The following is a 17,222-nucleotide window of genomic DNA, read 5'->3' as shown; positions in this document are numbered from 1 at the left end:
GCTTTGTAAAACGGTGCAAGTTTGTGCAGGCAGTTGCGGTGAAGGAAAGAGCCGTTTCGGTTCTGTCTGCGCGACAACCTCACAGGCTTCGCCGCATCAGACACATGCCGTTGCTTTCGTCCAGCAGTCGCAGGCACGGTTGTTCGGCGACGATATCCCGGAAGTTGGAGAAGCGCGGCGGTTTCAGCAGGTACCCGGCCGCACCCAGCGCGGCCGAGCGTTTCCTGTCGGGTTCGTAGTCGGAGCCGCTGCACATGACGACAAGGATATCGCGCAGGGCTTCGTCGTTCCGAATCTGCTCCAGCAGCCTGAAACCGTCGACATCGGGCATGTTGATGTCGAGGAGGACGAGATCGACGAGAGCGCCGGGTGTCGTAAGCAGGCGATGGGCTTCCCGTCCGTCGCGGGCGCTTTGCAGGTTGCAGCGCAGCTTCGGGCGTCTGAACAGAGCGATTTCGGTCATTTCCAGGTCCGCCTCCCGGTCGTCGACGATCAGGACATTGGCCATGGCGAGACTGTCGTTTTCGGGCTCCGCCGCAGGGGGCTCGGGCGGTTCGGCGCCGGGTAGCGAAAAGGAGAAAGTGGCGCCTCCGCCTTCGCCGTTTTCGCAGCGGATCGTCCCGCCATAGAGCGAAACGATCCGCCGACAGATGGCGAGGCCGAGGCCGGAGGCGTCGTTGCGATGGACCAGACGGCGGAACGGCTCGAAAACCTGTTCGCTCTGGCTGGCCGGGATGCCGCTTCCGTCGTCGCTCACGGACAGGAGATGGCCTTCGGCAGTCCGCTTGCTGGCGATGGAAATGGTGACCGGTCCCTCGTTGTGGAGGATCGCATTGGCTACGAGGTTCTGGAGCAGCTGTCGCAGATGGACCGGATCGGCAACGAGCGTGGGCAGCGGTCCGTGGATGATCGTGGTCCCGCGCTCGGCGATGATCCGGGCGAGGTTCTGCCGGATTTCGGCTACGACATCGCTGAGAAGGCACAAGGAACATGCGGAAATTTCTGGAGAATCGAGCCGGGTATAGTGGGCCACGGAGTCGATGAGCGTTCCCATCCTCGCTGCGGAATCGCTGATGAAGCGCAAGTAGGTTGCCTGGGTTTCCTGGTCCTGCGGTTCCTCCTGCAGCATTTCGGAGAACGATACGAGCGTTCTCACCGGTTCGCGCAAGTCGTGGGCCAGGGCGCGGGTGAAGATGCCGAGGCTGGCGTGTTGTTCGCCGATGCGGACCTGCTGCTCTTGCAGCCTCCCGATCATGCCCTGAAGGCGGGTGTAGAGTTCGGCGTTTTCCAGCGCCACGGAGGTCGTGTCTGCCAGGGCCTGAAGAACCGCGAGTTCCTCCGCCGAAGGGAGGCGGTGGGTGGACCAGTAGTTGCCGATGGCTCCGATCGGCGAAGTCCGGCGGATCGGGACCATGGCCATGCTCTTGACGAAAGTCGGGCGATAGGCCTCGACCGGCACGCGGGGGTCGTCGTAGATGTCCTCGATGACGACGCTTTGCGCGTTGACCATCACCCAGCCGCTGACGCACTGGCTCATGGGAAAGCGCAGGCCTTTCCACAGAGGTGCGATGGCGTTTTCTTCCGCGTAGTAGCAATTGTCGCCATCGCGCAGGACGAATGTGGCGCCGTCCGCGCCGGTCAGGTTGCGGGCGGCATCGCGCACGACTGCGGTTACGGCATCGAGGTCCCGCGCATGAGACAGGTCCTGCACGAAAGCGACCAGCCGCTCCATCGCGGAAAGATACCAGGATTCGGTGGAAGCGGGAGGCTCGGTGAGGGGCAGGGCCGAGGTCTTTTTCATGCTGTAGGGCCTTCGAAGGGCGACGCCGATCGCGTGACAGACGGTAGCCTTCCGGAGCTTTCGAGAGAGCGAAGAGCCGGTTAGGTATTTCAACCGGAATTGTGGTGGTCCCTGTACGGCGCTTGGCGGTGCGCCTAGAAGCGGGCCATGTCTTTCCGCCTGCTTATCGACGGTCGCCTTTGCGACGGTACTTCGACTATCGACGTCCTCGATCCCTCTACCGGCACCGTGCTTGCTTCCAGCTGGTGCGCCGATGATGCCCTGGCGGAACGGGCCATTGCCGCCGCCCATCGCGTCTTTCCCTCGTGGCGTGACACGTCTCCGCAGGAGCGGGGCACTGCCCTCGACGCTCTGGCCGACGCGCTGGAGCGGGAGGCCGAGGCCTTTGCCCGTCTCCTCACACAGGAGCAGGGCAAGTCGCTGGCCGAAGCGCGGGGCGAAGTCGGCGCTTCGGTGGCGGCGCTGCGCTATCACGCGGGCCTGAGACTGGAGGATCGTGTCCTCGTCGAGACTTCGGAAGAGCGGATCGTCGAGCAGCGCTATCCGCTGGGCGTCGTCGCGGCCATCGTGCCGTGGAATTTTCCGCTCCTGCTGCTCGTTCTCAAGCTGGCGCCTGCACTGGCGGCGGGCAACTGCGTCATCGCCAAGCCAGCGCCGACCACGCCGCTCACCGCGCTCAGGCTCGGCGAACTGGCGGCGGACCTGCTGCCGCCGGGGGTATTCCAGACGCTTGGAGATGCCGGATCGCTGGGGTCGTTCCTAACCGCGCATCCGGGGATCGCCCATGTCAGTTTTACCGGATCGACCGCGACGGGCCGCAAGGTCATGGCCTCGGCAGCGGGGACGCTGAAGCGCTTTACGCTGGAACTGGGTGGCAACGACGCCGCCATCGTGCTTGACGATGCCGATATCGCCGCCATCGCGCCCCGGCTGTTCGAGGGTGCCATGTCCAATGCGGGGCAAGTCTGCCTCGGCATCAAACGTATCTATGCGCCGCGTAGCCGGATCGATGCGCTTTGCGATGTGTTGGCCGATCTGGCGCAGCAGGCGGTGGTCGGCAGCGGCCTCGATGAGGGGGTGACGCTTGGCCCGGTCCAGAACGTTGCGCAGCACGCGCGTCTGGCCGACTTGCTGGAAGAGAGCCGCCGTCTGGGCCGGGTGCTGACGGGCGGCACGCCGCTGCCGGAACCGGGCTGGTTCGTACCGCCTACGGTGATCCGCGACTTACCCGAGCAGGCCCGCCTCGTGCGGGAGGAACAGTTCGGACCGGTCATTCCCGTCCTTGCCTACGACGGCGTGGAGGAAGCGGTCGCGCGTGCCAACGCCAGCGAATACGGCCTCGGCGCTTCGGTCTGGAGCGGGGATGTCGAGCGGGCGCTGTCCGTCGCCTCGGGGATCGAGAGCGGGCTGGTCTGGGTCAACCGGGTCTTCAGCCTGCCGTTCGAAGTGCCGATCGGCGGCGCGAAGCAGTCCGGGATCGGTCGCCATCAGGGGTTTGCGGGCATGGAGGAATTTACCCAGGCCCGCATCGTCAACGCGGCGCTACATTCGAATTGAGACGGTATAGCGGAGTGAACATGCAGGACGTTTTCCTCTTCTCCTACGGAACCTTGCGGCAAGCCGAGGTGCAACTGGCCCTGTTCGGCCGCGAAGTGGTGGGCACGCCGGACGCCATGCTGGGCTGGCGGCAACGCATGATCGAGATCACCGATCCCGATGTGATCGCCAAGAGCGGCACGCGATGGCATCCGATGGTCGAACCCAGCGGTCGCGTGGAGGATGCCGTGGAAGGAACGCTCTTCCGGATCAGCGCGCAGGACCTTGCCAATGCCGATGCCTACGAAGTGGACTATGTGCGCCGGGAAGTGCAACTGCGCTCCGGCGTGACGGCCTATGTCTACGGTGACCCGGAGACCTGATACGTGCGCCTGCCCCGGCGTTTTCCTTGAAAGCATTTCCGTTACTGGAGCTACCATGTCTGCATCTGCCCCGCTTTCCACCTCGCCGCGCGAAGCGGTCGGGCCGCACTATTCGCTCGATGCCCTGCGCGAAGCTCAGGCGCTGTCCTGGCAGGCACTGGAGCGTATTGCGAAACAAGTTCGTCCCGGCATGCGCGAGAGCGAGGCGGTTGCGATCGGCCATGCCGCGCTGGCGGAACTGGGCATGGAGAAGTCCTGGCACCCGGTGCTGGTGCGGTTCGGGGAGAACACCCTGAAGATCTTCAGCGACCGCAGCGAAGGCGACGCCGTTCTCGGCGAGAACGATATCTACTTCATCGACATGGGTCCGGTATTCCTCGGCCATGAAGGCGATGTCGGCGCGACTTTTGCCGTGGGCAGCGATCACGAGATGCAGGCCTGCGCCCGCGACGTGAAAGTGCTGTTCGACCGGGTGCAGGCGATCTGGGGGCAGGGCGAAGTGACCGGTTCCGCGCTCTATGCCCGCGCCGAGGAAGAGGCGCGGGCGCTGGGCTGGGTGCTCAACCTCGACATTCGCGGGCACCGGGTCGGCGACTATCCGCATTCGGTGCATAAGGGCGGCAATCTCGGTGACTTCGATCACCTGCCGGGCAAGGGGCTGTGGATTCTGGAAATGCAGATCCGCCATCCGACGCGGCCCTTCGGCGCCTTCTACGAGGACCTGCTGGCGTGAGAAATGGGAGCGCCCCGGTTTCGGCCGGGCCGCTCCCCACGCGATCAGAAGCGGTAGTTCGCCATCAGGCCGAAGTAGTTGCCGTTCCTGCCGCCGTTGGCCTGGAACGAGTCGCTGGCGGCGAAGTAGGTCTCCCAGAGACGGAAGGCGAGCCGGTCGGTCGCCTGCCATGAGGCTTCGAGATTGAGGTCGGTGCCGATCGCGCGGCTTGAACCGTAAGGCGCGAAGCTGGAACCCGAGGGGCCGATGTAGACGCCGTCGCCCTTGCGCGCGCGCCACAGGAAGTCCGGTCCGGCCATGACGGTGATCGCGGGCGTCGGCTTGACCGTCACCGAGGGGTAGATGTCCATCAGGTTCGAGAAGCTGAAGAACGCTGCCTCGCTGATCAGCGGCAGGCGGGCGGCGGCGGGGACGAAGGTGCCCATCTTGCCGTCGTTCAGGTCCTTGTCGCCGCTGAAGTAGTTGGTGCGCAGGCCCAGGCGCGGCTTCATCGGCGCGTCGAACGTGTAGCCGCCTTCGAACATCGCGCCATAGGCCCGGATGTCCTTGTCGATGAAAGTGCCGCTCTGATAAGTGCCTTCGAGGTCGAGGTCCCAGTGGGGCCCGCGCTTCCACAGGCGTCCGCCCCAGTTGTTGCGATCGTCCTTGCCGATGCCCGCGGTGAGCGTCGCGCGGTCGCGCTTCATCTCGTACCAGTAGAGGTCGGTGCCGAAACCGGCGATACGGTTGGGCGCGCTGATGTAGATGCCGTGGAAGTCCTGGGCGTGGTTCGGGCCGTCGTCGAACGTGCCCGGCTTGATCTGGACTGGCTTCACCGCGAAGACATCCACCGAGAGTTTGCCCGGCAGGATGTAGGTGGCGCGCAGGCCCTGATAGGTGAAGCGCATGTTCAGGCCTTCGCGCACGCCCGCCAGCTTGCCGTTGCCCAGCGGCATCTCGAAGCGGCCGGGGCGGAAGGTGATCTTGCCCGCCTTGCCCAGCGGCACCGTCACGTCGACGAAGGCCTGGTAGATGTCCACCTTGTCGCGGTTGGGCGGGGTGGCGAACTGTTCTCCGAATTCGCGGTTGTCGCCCAGTTCCAGATAGGCGCGCAGGTTCTCGCCGACATGGAGGTCGGCCAGCAGGCGCAGGCGGGACTGGACCGGATCGTTGTTGTCGTTCGCCTTCAGGCCCAGCGAGGAGCGGTGCCAGTCGGTATAATAGAGGCGCGCTTCGCCGCCGAGGGTCAGGTAGACGTCGTCGCTGCCGATGGGGATATGCTTGATCTTTTCGAGCAGGGGGGCGTCGGCCTCCGGCTTCTTCGACCAGTCTTCGGTCCAGCGGATGTTCTGCGGCAGGCCTGCCGGGCCGGGCCGACCGCCGGGCATCGCCTCGGCAGGGCGCTGCTGCGATTTTGCGGGGCGCACGCCCGGAGGGGCCTGGGTGGACAGGGTGCCGGCCTCGTCGGTCTTGGTGCTGTCGGGCGGAACCGACTGGGCGAGGGCAGGCAGGGGGGCGAGGGCAGGCAGGGCGGCAAGAGCGGCCGTGCCGCAGGCAAGCAGGGTTGTAGCGCGGGGGGAGCGCATGGAAAATCCTCTCGGGAAACGTCTTGCTATTTTTAGGCGGGGATGGCCGTCTGCGAGTGGCCATCCCGTAACTTTTCTCCGGTCAGGCGATTGTGCTCTCGCGGTAGCGGACCAGCGACAGCACGACGGCGGCGATCAGCGTGCCGCAAGCCATCGTCATGGCGACCGGGGCAAGCCCCCAACCGGCATTGAACAGCAGACCGGCCACGATCGGGCCAAGCGCGGCCCCGGCGCGGCCCACGCCGACCACCAGCCCGGTGCCGCCGCCGCGCAGCGCCGCCGGATAGCTCTGCGCGATCACCGCGTAGAAACCGGCGATGGCGGCATTGGTGAAGAAGCAGGCCACGCAGGCGATCAGCGACAGGCCGCTCAAGGTCGAGAAACCCTGGCCGAACAGCATGACTGCGCCAGAACCCAGCACCATCGAGGCGACCACCAGCGGGCGGATGCCGACTTTCTGGCTGAGCACGCTGACGGTGATCGAGCCGATCGCACCGCCGATATTGGCCCATACCAGCACGCCGCCCGCCGATGCCGGCGGAAAGCCGAGATCGACGACGATTTTCGGGATCCACTTCACGAGGAAGTAGAAAGTCATCATGTGGAAGAAGCAGACGGCCGTGAGCATCGTCGAGACGCTGGCAAGGCCCGGTGCGAAGAGGGCGGCGACGCTGGCCTTCTGCTTGACCGGATCGGCAGGCGGCATCTGGGGTAGCGGTTGGCGACCCTGACGGACGAGTGTGCGGTTGATCTTATCCAGTGCACCGGCGGGGCGCTTGAGCAGGAGAAAGGCCATCGTCTCGGGCACCAGCCAGAGCACCAGCGGGATAAAGCAGAGAGTGACGACGGCGCCGAATTCGAATACCGACTGCCAGTGACCGGTTTCCGCGAGGAGCCAGGAAGCGACCGAACCGCCGACGATGGCGCCCATCGGATAACCGCCCGCCATGATCGCGACGGTCAGGTTGCGGCGCCTGGCGTTCGAGCATTCGGCGACGACGGCGTTGGTCGCGGCCAGCATGCCGCCGATGCCGAGGCCGGTGAACAGTCGATAGGCGGAAAGGATCGGTACACTCGTCGCGGTCGAGGCCATGAACATGCCCGTGCCCATGATGACGAGGCAGGCCAGCAACATCGGACGGCGACCGACTTTGTCGGCCAGACTGCCGAGCACGAAGGCGCCCACGCCCATGCCGAACAGTTCCATCGAGAGTACGAGGCCGAGCGCGGCGCGGTCGATGCCCCAATCCTTGGCGATACCCGGCGCGGCGAAGCTGATCGACAGAACGTCGAAGCCGTCGAGCGCGTTGAGCGCGGTCGCGATGGCAATGGCGATTACCTGACGGTAATGCATCGGTTCACGCGCAATTGTGGCGCGGGGGTCTTCCATGCACTTCTCCTCTGCCGCTCCCGGTTTTCGCTTGGGGGCGGATTTTATTGGCGACTCTTCTTGGACAGGCTCGGACGCTGTTGCCCGAGCCTGTCACCGAGTTGGGTGAGGTGCTGGTCGCGGGTCTCGGGATGGTCTTCAAGCATAGCACTGTGCAAACGAGGCACAAATAGCCAGATTGGATAGCCTCCGATCGGCTAAGTGCTTATCCGGTAACGGTAACGATTTTCGACGTCGAAAGGGGCAGTTCTTCGCGCGTCGCGGTATCGTGATGCCTATGGATTCGCGAGCTGCCGAGTCTGGCCGTTTTCGAAGCGGGAAAGCACGAGACCCAGCGGGATCAGCACCAGCGTTATCGCCGCGATCATGCCGAAGGCGAGCCACCAGCCATAGCTTGTTCCCTGTATCCATCCGGTCAGCGTCGGGCCGACCGCGGCGAAGCAGTAGCCGATGCTCTGGGCCTTGGTGGAGGCGCGGCGGTTCTCGTCCATCGTTCGGGTGAACTTCATGATCATCATGAAGACGAGCACGAAAGTGCCGCCATGGGCGATACTGCCGATCGGCGACCAGAACATCCATTGCTCCGGCGCAAGGAGGATCCAGATCGGCGTGACGGTCCAGATCGCGCCCATCGCCATCATCAGCGTTCCGAGCGAGAACCGGCGGGCCAGCAACGGAATGCCGAGCGATCCGGTCAGCGAAAGTATCTGGAACGAGGACGCGACGATACCTGCCTGCGTGGCGCCCATGCCGCCTGCTCCGGCAAGGTACGTCGGCAGCCAGGCGGTCAGGCTGTAATAGGCGAAGATGTGGACTGCGAAGGCCAGCGTCATGATCCACACGGCGCGTTGCTGGCCCGGCATCGAGGTGGTGGCCTTCGAGGGGGCCTCGGAGGTGGTCCGGCTGCTTTCCTCGGGCGCGGCTTCAGGTGGGGCGAGCAGGCGAACGATCATGGCTACGGCAGTCAGTCCGGCCCAAACGGCCAAAGCCCCGCGCCAGCCGATGCGATCGGCCAGCGGCGCGGTCAGGGCAAGCGTGAGCATGGCGCCGAGATTGAGCGAGATCGTGTAGAAGCCGGTGACGAGGTTCGTCCTGCCCGCGAAATCGCGCGCGATCAGCATCAGCGTGACGATGTTGCCGATCGCGATGCAGAGGCCGATCAGCAGCGTACCCGCGAACAGCCCCTCGATCCCCGCGAAAGGCCGCAGCAGCATGGCCAGCGCCACGCCCGCGAGAACCAGCTGGATCGAACGGTCGATGCCGAGCCGGGCGATCAGGGGCGAGACCAGCGGCGGCAGCAGGCCGAAGCACAGCACCGGGATACTGGTCAGCAGGCCCGCGCCCACCGAGCCGAGGCCCAAGCTCTCCCTTATCGATCCCAGCACGGGCTGGATCGCGGTGATCGGGCCGCGCAAGTTGCAGCCAAGCAGGATCAGCGCCAGCAAGGGCATCCAGAAGCGAGCGGTTGTTCCGGAAGGGGCTGCGCTGCAAGTCTGCGTCGGCGACGATGAGGTCATCGCGGCTGGATGCAGGCAGAGGCTCCAATTGGCAATGGCCGACCTGTGCGAACCCGACCGCTCTTCGCTGGCCTTGGCAGGACAGGTCTGGTATGAAGCGCGCGTCGGCAATCAGCAGGGAGGGCGACGATGTACCATCCGTATCTGCCCTTTGGGGCTCGCATTCGCGACTGGGGCTGACCGGGTTTCCCTGGATACCTGCCTCTCCTGATCCGAAGCCCTGGCTTCGGATCAAAGCTCAAACCCGCTGATACAATCCGCTGATACAGGGACCGCGCAGACCGCGCGGACATTTCCTCATGACCGATACCGACGAAGATCTGTTCCCGCGCGCCGCGGTCCTGCGCAAGGTTCTGGCATTTGCCTTCGGCCACTGGCGGCGAGCACCGGTGCTCGCCGTCGCCTGCGCCGGAGCGATGATGCTGGCGACCGTCACCGAAGTCTTCGTGCCGGTCTACGCCGGACGCATGATCGATGCCGTCGGCGGAGGGCTCGCGGCGGAAGCCTGGCGTGCCTTCGCGGCGATCACCATGCTCGGTCTCGGCCTTGTGGTGTTTCGCCTCCTCGGCTGGTGGGCGATCACGCCGCTGACGCTGGGGATGATGCGCGATGTGACGCAGGAAGCCTTCGCCCGCGTCCAGCGCCTCTCCACCGACTGGCACGCCAATGCCTTCTCCGGATCGACCGTGCGGCGCATCACCCGCGGCATGTGGGCGCTCGACACGCTGAACGACGTGCTGCTGCTCTCGCTGCTTCCCTCGCTGACGGTGCTGGTGGCGACGGTGATCCTGATGACCCTGCACTGGCCCGTGCTCGGGCTGGTCATGGCCGTGGGCGCGCTGGCCTATATCACTCTGACCGTGGGGCTGGCGACGCGGGTGCTGGCACCGATCGCGCGTCTTTCGAACCAGTGGGACACGCGGATCGGCGGTATCCTGGCCGATGCGATCGGCACCAATGCCGTGGTCAAGGCCTTCGGCGGCGAGGAGCGCGAGGAGGAACTGCTCGCGCGCACCGTCGCCAAGTGGCGCAAGCGGACGTGGCGGACCTGGATGGCCTTCACCTGGGCAGGCACCGGGCAGACCAGCCTGCTCTGGCTGGTGCGCGCCGCCGTCACTGCCGCCGCGCTCTGGTTGTGGATGCAGGGACAGGCGGGCGCGGGCGATGTCGCCTATGTGCTGACCAGCTACCTCGTGCTGAACGGCTATCTGCGGGACATCGGCCAGCACGTCCACATGCTCCAGCGCGCGGTGAACGAGATGGAGGAACTGGTCCAGCTTCATGACGAACCGCTGGGCGTGGCCGACCGCGCCGATGCGCGGCCCATCCGCATCGTCGACGGTGCGATCCGCTTCGAGGACGTGACGTTCCACTACGGCGGACAGGACAAGCCGCTGTTCAGGGATCTCGATGTGGCGATCCCGAGCGGTCAGCGTGTCGGACTGGTGGGGCCTTCCGGCTCCGGCAAGACCAGCTTCGTCAAGCTGATCCAGCGGCTCTACGACGTGGAGCATGGCCGGGTCACGATCGACTGGCAGGATGTCGCCCATGCCACGCAGACCTCGCTGCGGCGCCAGGTTGCCATCGTACCGCAGGAGCCGGTGCTGTTCCACCGCACTTTGGCGGAGAACATCGGCTATGGCCGCCCGGACGCCACGATCGAGGATATCGAACGGGCGGCGCGACTGGCCAATGCGCACCACTTCATCATGCGCCTGCCCAAGGGCTATCGCACGCTTGTAGGGGAGCGCGGCGTCAAGCTTTCGGGCGGCGAGCGCCAGCGCATCGCCATCGCGCGCGCTTTCCTGGCCGATGCGCCGATCCTTATTCTCGACGAGGCGACTTCCAGCCTCGACTCCGAGTCCGAGGCGGCGATCCAGGAAGCGATGGAGCGGCTCATGGTGGGCCGGACTGCCATCGTCATCGCCCACCGCCTTTCCACGGTGCGGGCGCTGGACCGCATCCTGGTGTTCCATCGCGGCGAAATCGTCGAGGATGGCACGCATGACGCTCTGCTGAAATCGAAGCAGGGGCAGTATCGCCGTCTGTTCGAGCGTCAGGCCGGGACGGTCGAGGCCGAGATACATTGAGTTCGCAGTTCCTCCCCGTGCCGGGGAGGAACTGCCCCGCGAACTTCGTCGCAAAACTGAAACGGCGCGCGGCTAGAGGCCGCGCATGGCACTCGCTTTCCCGCGCCCGGCCCGACAGCGGGTAGCTGCAAGTTCCGGTTTCGGACGGGAAGCGCGGCTGATCGGCTATGCCAGCGGAAACTTCGGGAAAAACCTGGTCTTCGCCGGTGCCGACGTCACTTTCCTCTACCTGCTGACCGACCTGTTCGGATTGCCCGGATCGGTGGCGGGGCTGCTGATGCTCGTGGCGGTGGCGGGGGACCTTGCGTTCGATCTGCTGGCCGCGCTGCTGGTCATTCGCCTGCGCCGGGCGGGCAAGGGCTATCGCTGGCTCATTCTGGCGGGCGCGATCCCGGCTGGAGGCGGCTTCGCACTGCTCTACGCGCTTCCGGCATTGGGGGCGGAGCGGGTCTGGATGGTCGCTGCCGCGCTCCTGTTGTTTCGCGGCGCCTATGCGGTGATTGACGTGCCGCACAATGCCCTGATGGCACGCATGACCGTGGACAGCCGCGCGCGGGGACGGGTGTCCGGCTATCGCCTGTTCTTCAGCACCACGTCCTCGCTGACGGTGGCCGCCCTGCTGACACCGACCGTCCAGTACGCGGTATCGGCGCAGATGCTGGAACTGCTGGCCCTGACCGGCTGTCTGGCGGGCGTGCTCTTCGCCATGACGATCGCCTTCTCAGCTCTGACTTCGGGGCGCGAGGAGCCGCTTCCGGACGGAAAGCACGGCGACGGGGACGGCATTGCCGTGCCGCTGCGTGACGGGCTGGTCCTCGGCATGGGGCTGATCGCGGCGATCACCGGCTTCGCGGTGCCGTCTTTCGAGCGGATGCTGCTCTACATGGGCACTTACGTCTTTCATCGCCCCGACAGCGTGAGCTCCCTGCTGGTCGCCATAACGTGCGGGCAGTTCTTCGGCGTGCTGTTCTGGACCATGCTGACGGGACGCTACGACAAGAGTCGGTTGCTGGCGGCGGGACATCTGCTCTGCGCGGCAAGCCTCGCGCTCTTCGCATTCTGCATCGCCTCTCCGCCGCTGCTTCTCGCCTGTGCGGTGCTGGTCGGTGCGGCTTTCACATGTGTGTTCATGCTGCCCTGGGGGCTTCTGGCCGACACCGTGGACTTCGTCGCCTTGCGCCATGGACGCCGGTTCGAGACCGGCCTCTTCGCTTTCTATCTCGTGGTCGTGAAGGCTAGCGGCGCGGCGGCGAACGGGATGATCGGCTGGTCGCTCGGGAGCCTCGGCTATGTGCCGGGGGCGGAGCAATCGGCGTTCGTCCGCACCGGCATTCTCGTGCTTGGGCTGGGCGTGCCGATGGCGGGAAGTCTTGCGGCCTTCGTGGTGCTGCGGCGCTTCGACATCGGCCATGCCCGCCACGCCCGCGTGCTCGCGGCGCTGTCTCGCCGCAGGCACGCGGAAAGGGTGACGGTTCCGATCAGGCCCCGGTCTGCGGCGGTGCCGAGCCGGTTTCGGGATCGTAGGCCGGATTGGCCGGGTCGAGCGGCGAAGGCGTGAGCGGCTGCGGCCTCACCGCGCTTTCCGCCCAGGCGCGGCAGATCATGTCGCGGAGCATCGCCGCGCCCTTGCCGGTCTGGGCATAGACCAGTTCGCGCACGTCGCTGTCCTTGAAATTGGCGAAGCGGGCGCGCTTTTCGAGGACATAGACCTGTTCCATCCGGCTGGACGCATCGTCGAGGAAGGCGAGGACCGCCTCGAACATGTCGCCCTTGCGGTGGGCGGGCGCGCCGAGGCGCGGCGCGATGTCCTTGACGGTCAGGCCGATGCCGTCGACAAATTCGCTCTCGAAGCGGCCATGGATCGTGCGGTCGCGGGTGTAGCCCTTGGGGTTGTCGCCCCGCCAGCCGTCGCTGTTGACGGAGTCGTGGAGCGGCTCGGCGCCGTCGCCGATGTAGTGGCCGAGGCGGATCACCTGGAAGGCGCAGTGCTGTTCGGCAAAAGCACTGTCCTTGCCTTCGGCCTTCAGCGCGCGGATCTGGCGCATGCAGGCGATCAGCCGCTCGTAGGATTCCATGGCGGCATAGGGCAGGGTGCCGGTCCAGCGGACATTGGTGCGCGCGGCGGTCGCCGGGTCGCTGTCCTTGATCGCCTCGTAACGCTTGTAAAGTGCGAGAACGAAGGCATAGCGCGAGCGCGGGATCGGCTTGAGGAAGGCGAACTGCTCCTTGAACCAGCCGTGGTTGGGATCTTCCTCGATCTTCGAAAAAGGTTCGTTGTCGCCGCGCCAGCCGTCCGGGAGGGAGGCCGAGGCGGCGATGTAATCGACATGGCGGCGCAGGAAGGTCGGGCCGTCGTCAGGAATGGCCTCGATCGCGGCGCGGTCGATGACCGCATGGGCAGTGCCGCCCCAGGCGAGGGCGGGGGCGGGAAGAACGGCAGCGGCGAGCGCTGCGAGAACGAAGGGGTGCATGGCAGGCTCCGGCGAAGAGGTCAGGGATCGAGCGGATCGCGCGGATCGACCCGTGCGGATTGCGGCGAGGGGCGGAATTCCAGTTCGGTCGGCGAGATGCGGCGGCCGACCTTGCCCGGCTCGTAGCCCAGTTCGGCGAGGTTGCGCTGGACGAAGGCGGGGCTTTCGATCGCGGCGCTCTGGCCGGGGTTGCAGACGATCACCGCGTCCTTGTCGAGCGGGGCGCCCATCGCCATCAGCAGGCGCGTGGCATTGCGCAAGTTGGTGGTCGTGTGGCGGGCGTAAGGCTCGATCACGATGGCGTCTGCCGGGACGCCGTAGCGCTCGATCAGGGCCTTGCGCATCTGCTCGGCCTCGGTGAAGCGCGTGGCGCGCGGATGGGCGCGGCCTCCGGTGACGATGATGAACGGTACGTCGCCTTGCGCGAAACGGTCGGCGGCGAGGCGTAGATGGTATTTGCCGAAGGGGCTAAGCGCCATGTCGGGCACTTCCGGTCCCACGCCGGTCACGATCATCGCGCTGTAGCGGAAGCGCTTCCAGTCGAGGCCTCTGGCCCGCTTTATGGCAGGAGCATTGAGACCGCCCGTGAGCGGCTCGAAGCCGATGGCATCGGTGCGGTCGCTGGCGTCGAGCAGGGCGAGTGCGAATTCGATGCTGGGGTCCAGCGCCTGCGTGGAAGCACTGCGCGGGGTCTGGGCGAGCCAGGCGGCGGCCTGAAGGCGCGCGCGCGTCTCCTGCGGGTCGATCATGCCCGCACCGTCGATCTGCGGATAGGCCGGAACCTGACCGAGGCCGAACGTGCGCACCACGGCATTGACGCCGTCGATCTCGCGCATGGCCTGTGCGGCGGCGCCGTCATCGGTGCGGCGCGTTCCGGCAGGCTGCACCGCCGCATGGGCGAGGAGGGCGCCTTCCGTCGGCGTCCAGACCATGGCCTGCGCAAGGCAGCCGAGGTCGGCGGCGCAGGCATCGCGGCGTTCCTGCCGGACTCGCAGCATGGCCGCGACTTCCGGCTTCGCCTTGATCGCCGCCATCGCGGAGGTGTCCCGGCCCAGGGCGTCCAGCAGCGGGAACAGCCGGTCCGACAGGGCTTCGGCCTGAACATCGCGAACCGCCCCGGCCGAAGCCGGGACGGAAGCGAACGCGAGCATGGCGGTGGCGAGGAGCGGCGCCGTCATCATATGGTAAGCTTTTCCGCGCATTACCAGGACTTGCTCACGACGAGCCGGAAGTTGCGACCGAAGATCGGACGGCCGTAGATCGCCTCCGAACTGCCCTGGCCCGCCAGCGAGTCGGTGCGGGTATTGCCTTCGGTCAGACCGTGGGCATTGAACAGATTGTCGCCCACCACCTGAAGCTGCCAGGTCCCGTGCGTGGCCGTGATGCCCGCGCCGATCGTGCCGTAAGCCGGAAGCGCGGTGTTGTTGTAGAGGTCGACGAAGCGCTTGCCCATGTAGGTGTAGCGCCCATAGACCGAAATGTCGGTGTCGTTCGTCGAGAAGCTGAAGCTCGGGCGGATATTGCCGTAGACCTTCGGCTGGCGGACGATCTGGTTGCCTTCAGCCTGCTCCGGATCTGCGCCGGTGCTGCTCTGGAAATTCTTGTACTTGGGATCGCTGACGGTGAGCGCGCCGTTGAGCGTGAACCACGGGGTGACCGACCAGGCACCGTCGAACTCGATGCCCTTGACCTGGGCCTCGCCGATGAAGGGCACGTTCACGTCGTTGCGGTTCGTGGTGGGGTCGTAGGCGAGGAACGAGGCGTTGAGCGGGTCGAAGTTGGTGTAGAAGCCCGTGACGTAGAGGTACGAGCGGCCCGAAGCGAGCTTGAGGCCCACTTCGTACTGGTCGGCTACGGTCTTGATGATCGTCGGGTTGATGCTCATCACCGTCTGGACGTTGGGCGGCGTTTCGAGGTGCGAGGCGCGGCCGTAGAGCCCGACATGGCCCGAGAAGTCGTAGTTGGCGCCGACCGTCCAGTTGGTGGCGTTGGGCTTGAGCTTCTGGTTCAGGATCACGCCGGTGAAGGCGCGGGTGGCGTCGTCGGCCAGGGTGGTCGCGTCACCGAGGTTCGCCTGAGCCGTGAGCGCGGCCCAGCCCTTGTAGCTGTAGCGCTCGTGGCGGATACCGGCGTCGATGCGCAGGCCGGGCACTATCTCCCAGGTGTCGTTGGCATAGACCGCGAACATCTTGGCATCGGAATCGCCCTGGTTGAGCGTCGCGGCGTAGTTGAGCACGCCGTTGTCGGTCACGCGGCCCAGCACCGCACCGGCGGCATTGTAGCTCACCAGGTCGAGCGTGCGCGGCTTGCCCGCCACTTCGATCAGGTAGTTCTGGTAGAGGGTGCGGCTGTCCTCGCCATAGAGGCTGCCGTAGAGGCCCAGCTTGATGTCATGGGTGCCGATGCCGGTCTTGACCTGCTTCGCGACCGAGAGATTGACCTGTCCCGAATAGAACTTCGAATGGATGTCGCGGTACTGGCCCTGCATGATGAGGCCCGAGGCGCTGTTGGGATCGTAGACGGTGCCGGTGCCTGCCAGAACCAGTCCGAAATGGTCCGCCGTACCGAAGGCTGCGTTTGCGCGGTTACGGATGCTAGTCGCACCGCCGACATCGAGCATCGCGTCCATGGTAGTAGGATTGGTGGTCGAGTAGAACGCCGTGAAGTCGTTCTTGCCCTGGGTGTAACCGGCGGCGGCGGTGACGAGCCAGCCGTCGAAGTCGCCTTCGTAGTGGGCGCCGAAGTTGACCATCCGCATGTGGCGCCCGTCGGACAGGTCGCTGTTGCGGCTCTGGATCACGCCGTTGCCGTCACGGTACTTGAGATTGACGTTACGGAAGGCGGGGGAGTTCATCGTGCCGGTGAAATAGTCTATGTACTGGTTCAGCGACTTGCTGGGATCGCGCGGGTCGTTGGTCGGGATCGGCAGGTAGAAGACGTTGTGATCGTTGACGTAGTTGAGGTTCAGCTTGATGAACCCGTTGTCCAGTTCATGCTTGATGTTGGCGCGGATCTGGCCGCCCTTGTCGTTGGGGAAGCCGTTGTCGCGGTAGCCGTCGTGGTAACGCAGGAAGCCGCCCACGGCGTAATAGGTATTCTTGCCCAGAGGTCCCGCCTGATAGGCGTCGAGGCGATAGAGGCCGGTATCGCCGAGCGTCACTTGCGCCTTGCCGCGCGCCACGTCGCTGCCGGTGACGGTAATCGCGTTGATGATCGCGCCTGAATAGCTCGCATAGACCGGCGCCGGGCCGCCGCGCACCACTTCGACGCGCTCGGTCATGAGGTCCTGCTTGAGGATCGCATCGCCGCGGAAGAACACACCGTCGTTCTCGTGGAACAGCGGCAGGCCGTCCTGCTGGAAGCTGACGAAGCCGCCGTCGTTGGGGAGACCGCGAATGCGGTAGATATTCTGGACTTCGCCGCCGGTGATCTCGGTCTGGAAACCGGGAAGCTGGCCGATCAGGTCCGCGAAGTTGACAGGCGCGATCTTCTGGATGTCTTCCTGCGACAGGGTGTTGATCGCGTAGGAGACGTCGAAGCGGCGCTGGGCGCGGGTCGAGCCTGTGACGATGATGTCGTCGGTACGCGAACCCTGCTCGGCGCTGTCGGCCGAAGCAGGGGCGGTCTGGGCGAGTGCGGGCGCAGTGAAAACAGTGCAGATGGCGGCGAGTGCCGTGCTGGAAGCGAGAATGCTCTTACGCATTGGGGGAACCCTCATTTCGTTGGAAGTCTGCCT

At 65.6% G+C, this 17,222-nt stretch carries 12 protein-coding genes; 5 read left to right on the top strand and 7 right to left on the bottom strand.

The window, feature by feature from the left end:
• Window positions 1–79: 79 nt before the first annotated feature.
• Window positions 80–1,801 (bottom strand): ATP-binding protein, encoded by a 1,722-nt coding sequence (locus AC4D6D_RS22440; protein WP_491327726.1) that lies wholly within the window; start codon window positions 1,799–1,801, stop codon window positions 80–82.
• A gap of 147 nt (window positions 1,802–1,948) precedes the next feature.
• Here AC4D6D_RS22440 and AC4D6D_RS22435 point away from each other — a divergent pair, with 147 nt between their 5' ends.
• From AC4D6D_RS22435 to AC4D6D_RS22425, 3 genes are read left to right on the top strand one after another with little or no spacing between them, the layout of a single operon-like run.
• A complete protein-coding gene (locus tag AC4D6D_RS22435) occupies window positions 1,949–3,358 on the top strand; it encodes an aldehyde dehydrogenase family protein (protein WP_491327725.1) in 1,410 nt (469 codons plus the stop codon).
• Between the two features lie 20 nt (window positions 3,359–3,378).
• Window positions 3,379–3,720: a gamma-glutamylcyclotransferase family protein gene (locus tag AC4D6D_RS22430; protein WP_491327724.1), complete on the top strand. Its 342-nt coding sequence runs from the start codon at window positions 3,379–3,381 to the stop codon at window positions 3,718–3,720.
• A gap of 55 nt (window positions 3,721–3,775) precedes the next feature.
• A complete protein-coding gene (locus AC4D6D_RS22425; protein WP_491327723.1) occupies window positions 3,776–4,453 on the top strand; it encodes a M24 family metallopeptidase in 678 nt (225 codons plus the stop codon).
• Window positions 4,454–4,497: 44 nt separating this feature from the next.
• On the opposite strand, the gene AC4D6D_RS22420 is transcribed toward AC4D6D_RS22425, so the two are convergent.
• The 3 genes from AC4D6D_RS22420 to AC4D6D_RS22410 all read right to left on the bottom strand — a co-directional run bounded on the left by AC4D6D_RS22420 (window position 4,498) and on the right by AC4D6D_RS22410 (window position 8,925).
• A complete protein-coding gene (locus AC4D6D_RS22420; RefSeq protein ID WP_147217037.1) occupies window positions 4,498–6,018 on the bottom strand; it encodes an alginate export family protein in 1,521 nt (506 codons plus the stop codon).
• 82 nt (window positions 6,019–6,100) lie between these two features.
• Window positions 6,101–7,408, bottom strand: coding sequence for an MFS transporter (locus AC4D6D_RS22415; RefSeq protein WP_491327722.1), 1,308 nt, complete (start codon window positions 7,406–7,408; stop codon window positions 6,101–6,103).
• A gap of 275 nt (window positions 7,409–7,683) precedes the next feature.
• A complete protein-coding gene (locus tag AC4D6D_RS22410; RefSeq protein WP_491327721.1) occupies window positions 7,684–8,925 on the bottom strand; it encodes an MFS transporter in 1,242 nt (413 codons plus the stop codon).
• A gap of 299 nt (window positions 8,926–9,224) precedes the next feature.
• Here AC4D6D_RS22410 and AC4D6D_RS22405 point away from each other — a divergent pair, with 299 nt between their 5' ends.
• Both AC4D6D_RS22405 and AC4D6D_RS22400 read left to right on the top strand, forming a co-directional pair.
• Window positions 9,225–11,015, top strand: a complete 1,791-nt coding sequence (locus AC4D6D_RS22405) for an ABC transporter ATP-binding protein (RefSeq protein WP_491327720.1) — start codon at window positions 9,225–9,227, stop codon at window positions 11,013–11,015.
• Between the two features lie 85 nt (window positions 11,016–11,100).
• The gene (locus AC4D6D_RS22400; RefSeq protein WP_491327719.1) at window positions 11,101–12,573 is read left to right on the top strand and encodes an MFS transporter; all 1,473 of its coding nucleotides are present in this window, start codon (window positions 11,101–11,103) and stop codon (window positions 12,571–12,573) included.
• Here the strand turns inward: AC4D6D_RS22400 and AC4D6D_RS22395 are convergent.
• Genes AC4D6D_RS22395 through AC4D6D_RS22385 form a run of 3 tightly spaced genes read right to left on the bottom strand, consistent with a single transcriptional unit; the run spans window position 12,494 to window position 17,189 of the window.
• Window positions 12,494–13,486, bottom strand: a complete 993-nt coding sequence (locus AC4D6D_RS22395; protein ID WP_491327718.1) for a phospholipase C/P1 nuclease family protein — start codon at window positions 13,484–13,486, stop codon at window positions 12,494–12,496. The genes AC4D6D_RS22400 and AC4D6D_RS22395 overlap by 80 nt on opposite strands.
• Before the next feature lie 20 nt (window positions 13,487–13,506).
• On the bottom strand, window positions 13,507–14,667 hold the full coding sequence (locus AC4D6D_RS22390) for a YdcF family protein (protein WP_491327717.1): 1,161 nt from the start codon (window positions 14,665–14,667) through the stop codon (window positions 13,507–13,509).
• Between the two features lie 20 nt (window positions 14,668–14,687).
• On the bottom strand, window positions 14,688–17,189 hold the full coding sequence (locus AC4D6D_RS22385; protein WP_491327716.1) for a TonB-dependent receptor: 2,502 nt from the start codon (window positions 17,187–17,189) through the stop codon (window positions 14,688–14,690).
• Window positions 17,190–17,222: the final 33 nt, after the last annotated feature.

The sequence above is a fragment of the Novosphingobium sp. BF6 genome (assembly GCF_058273105.1).
The sequence above is the reverse complement of the archived record's forward strand: the minus strand, read 5'-3'. Positions and strand labels throughout refer to the sequence as shown.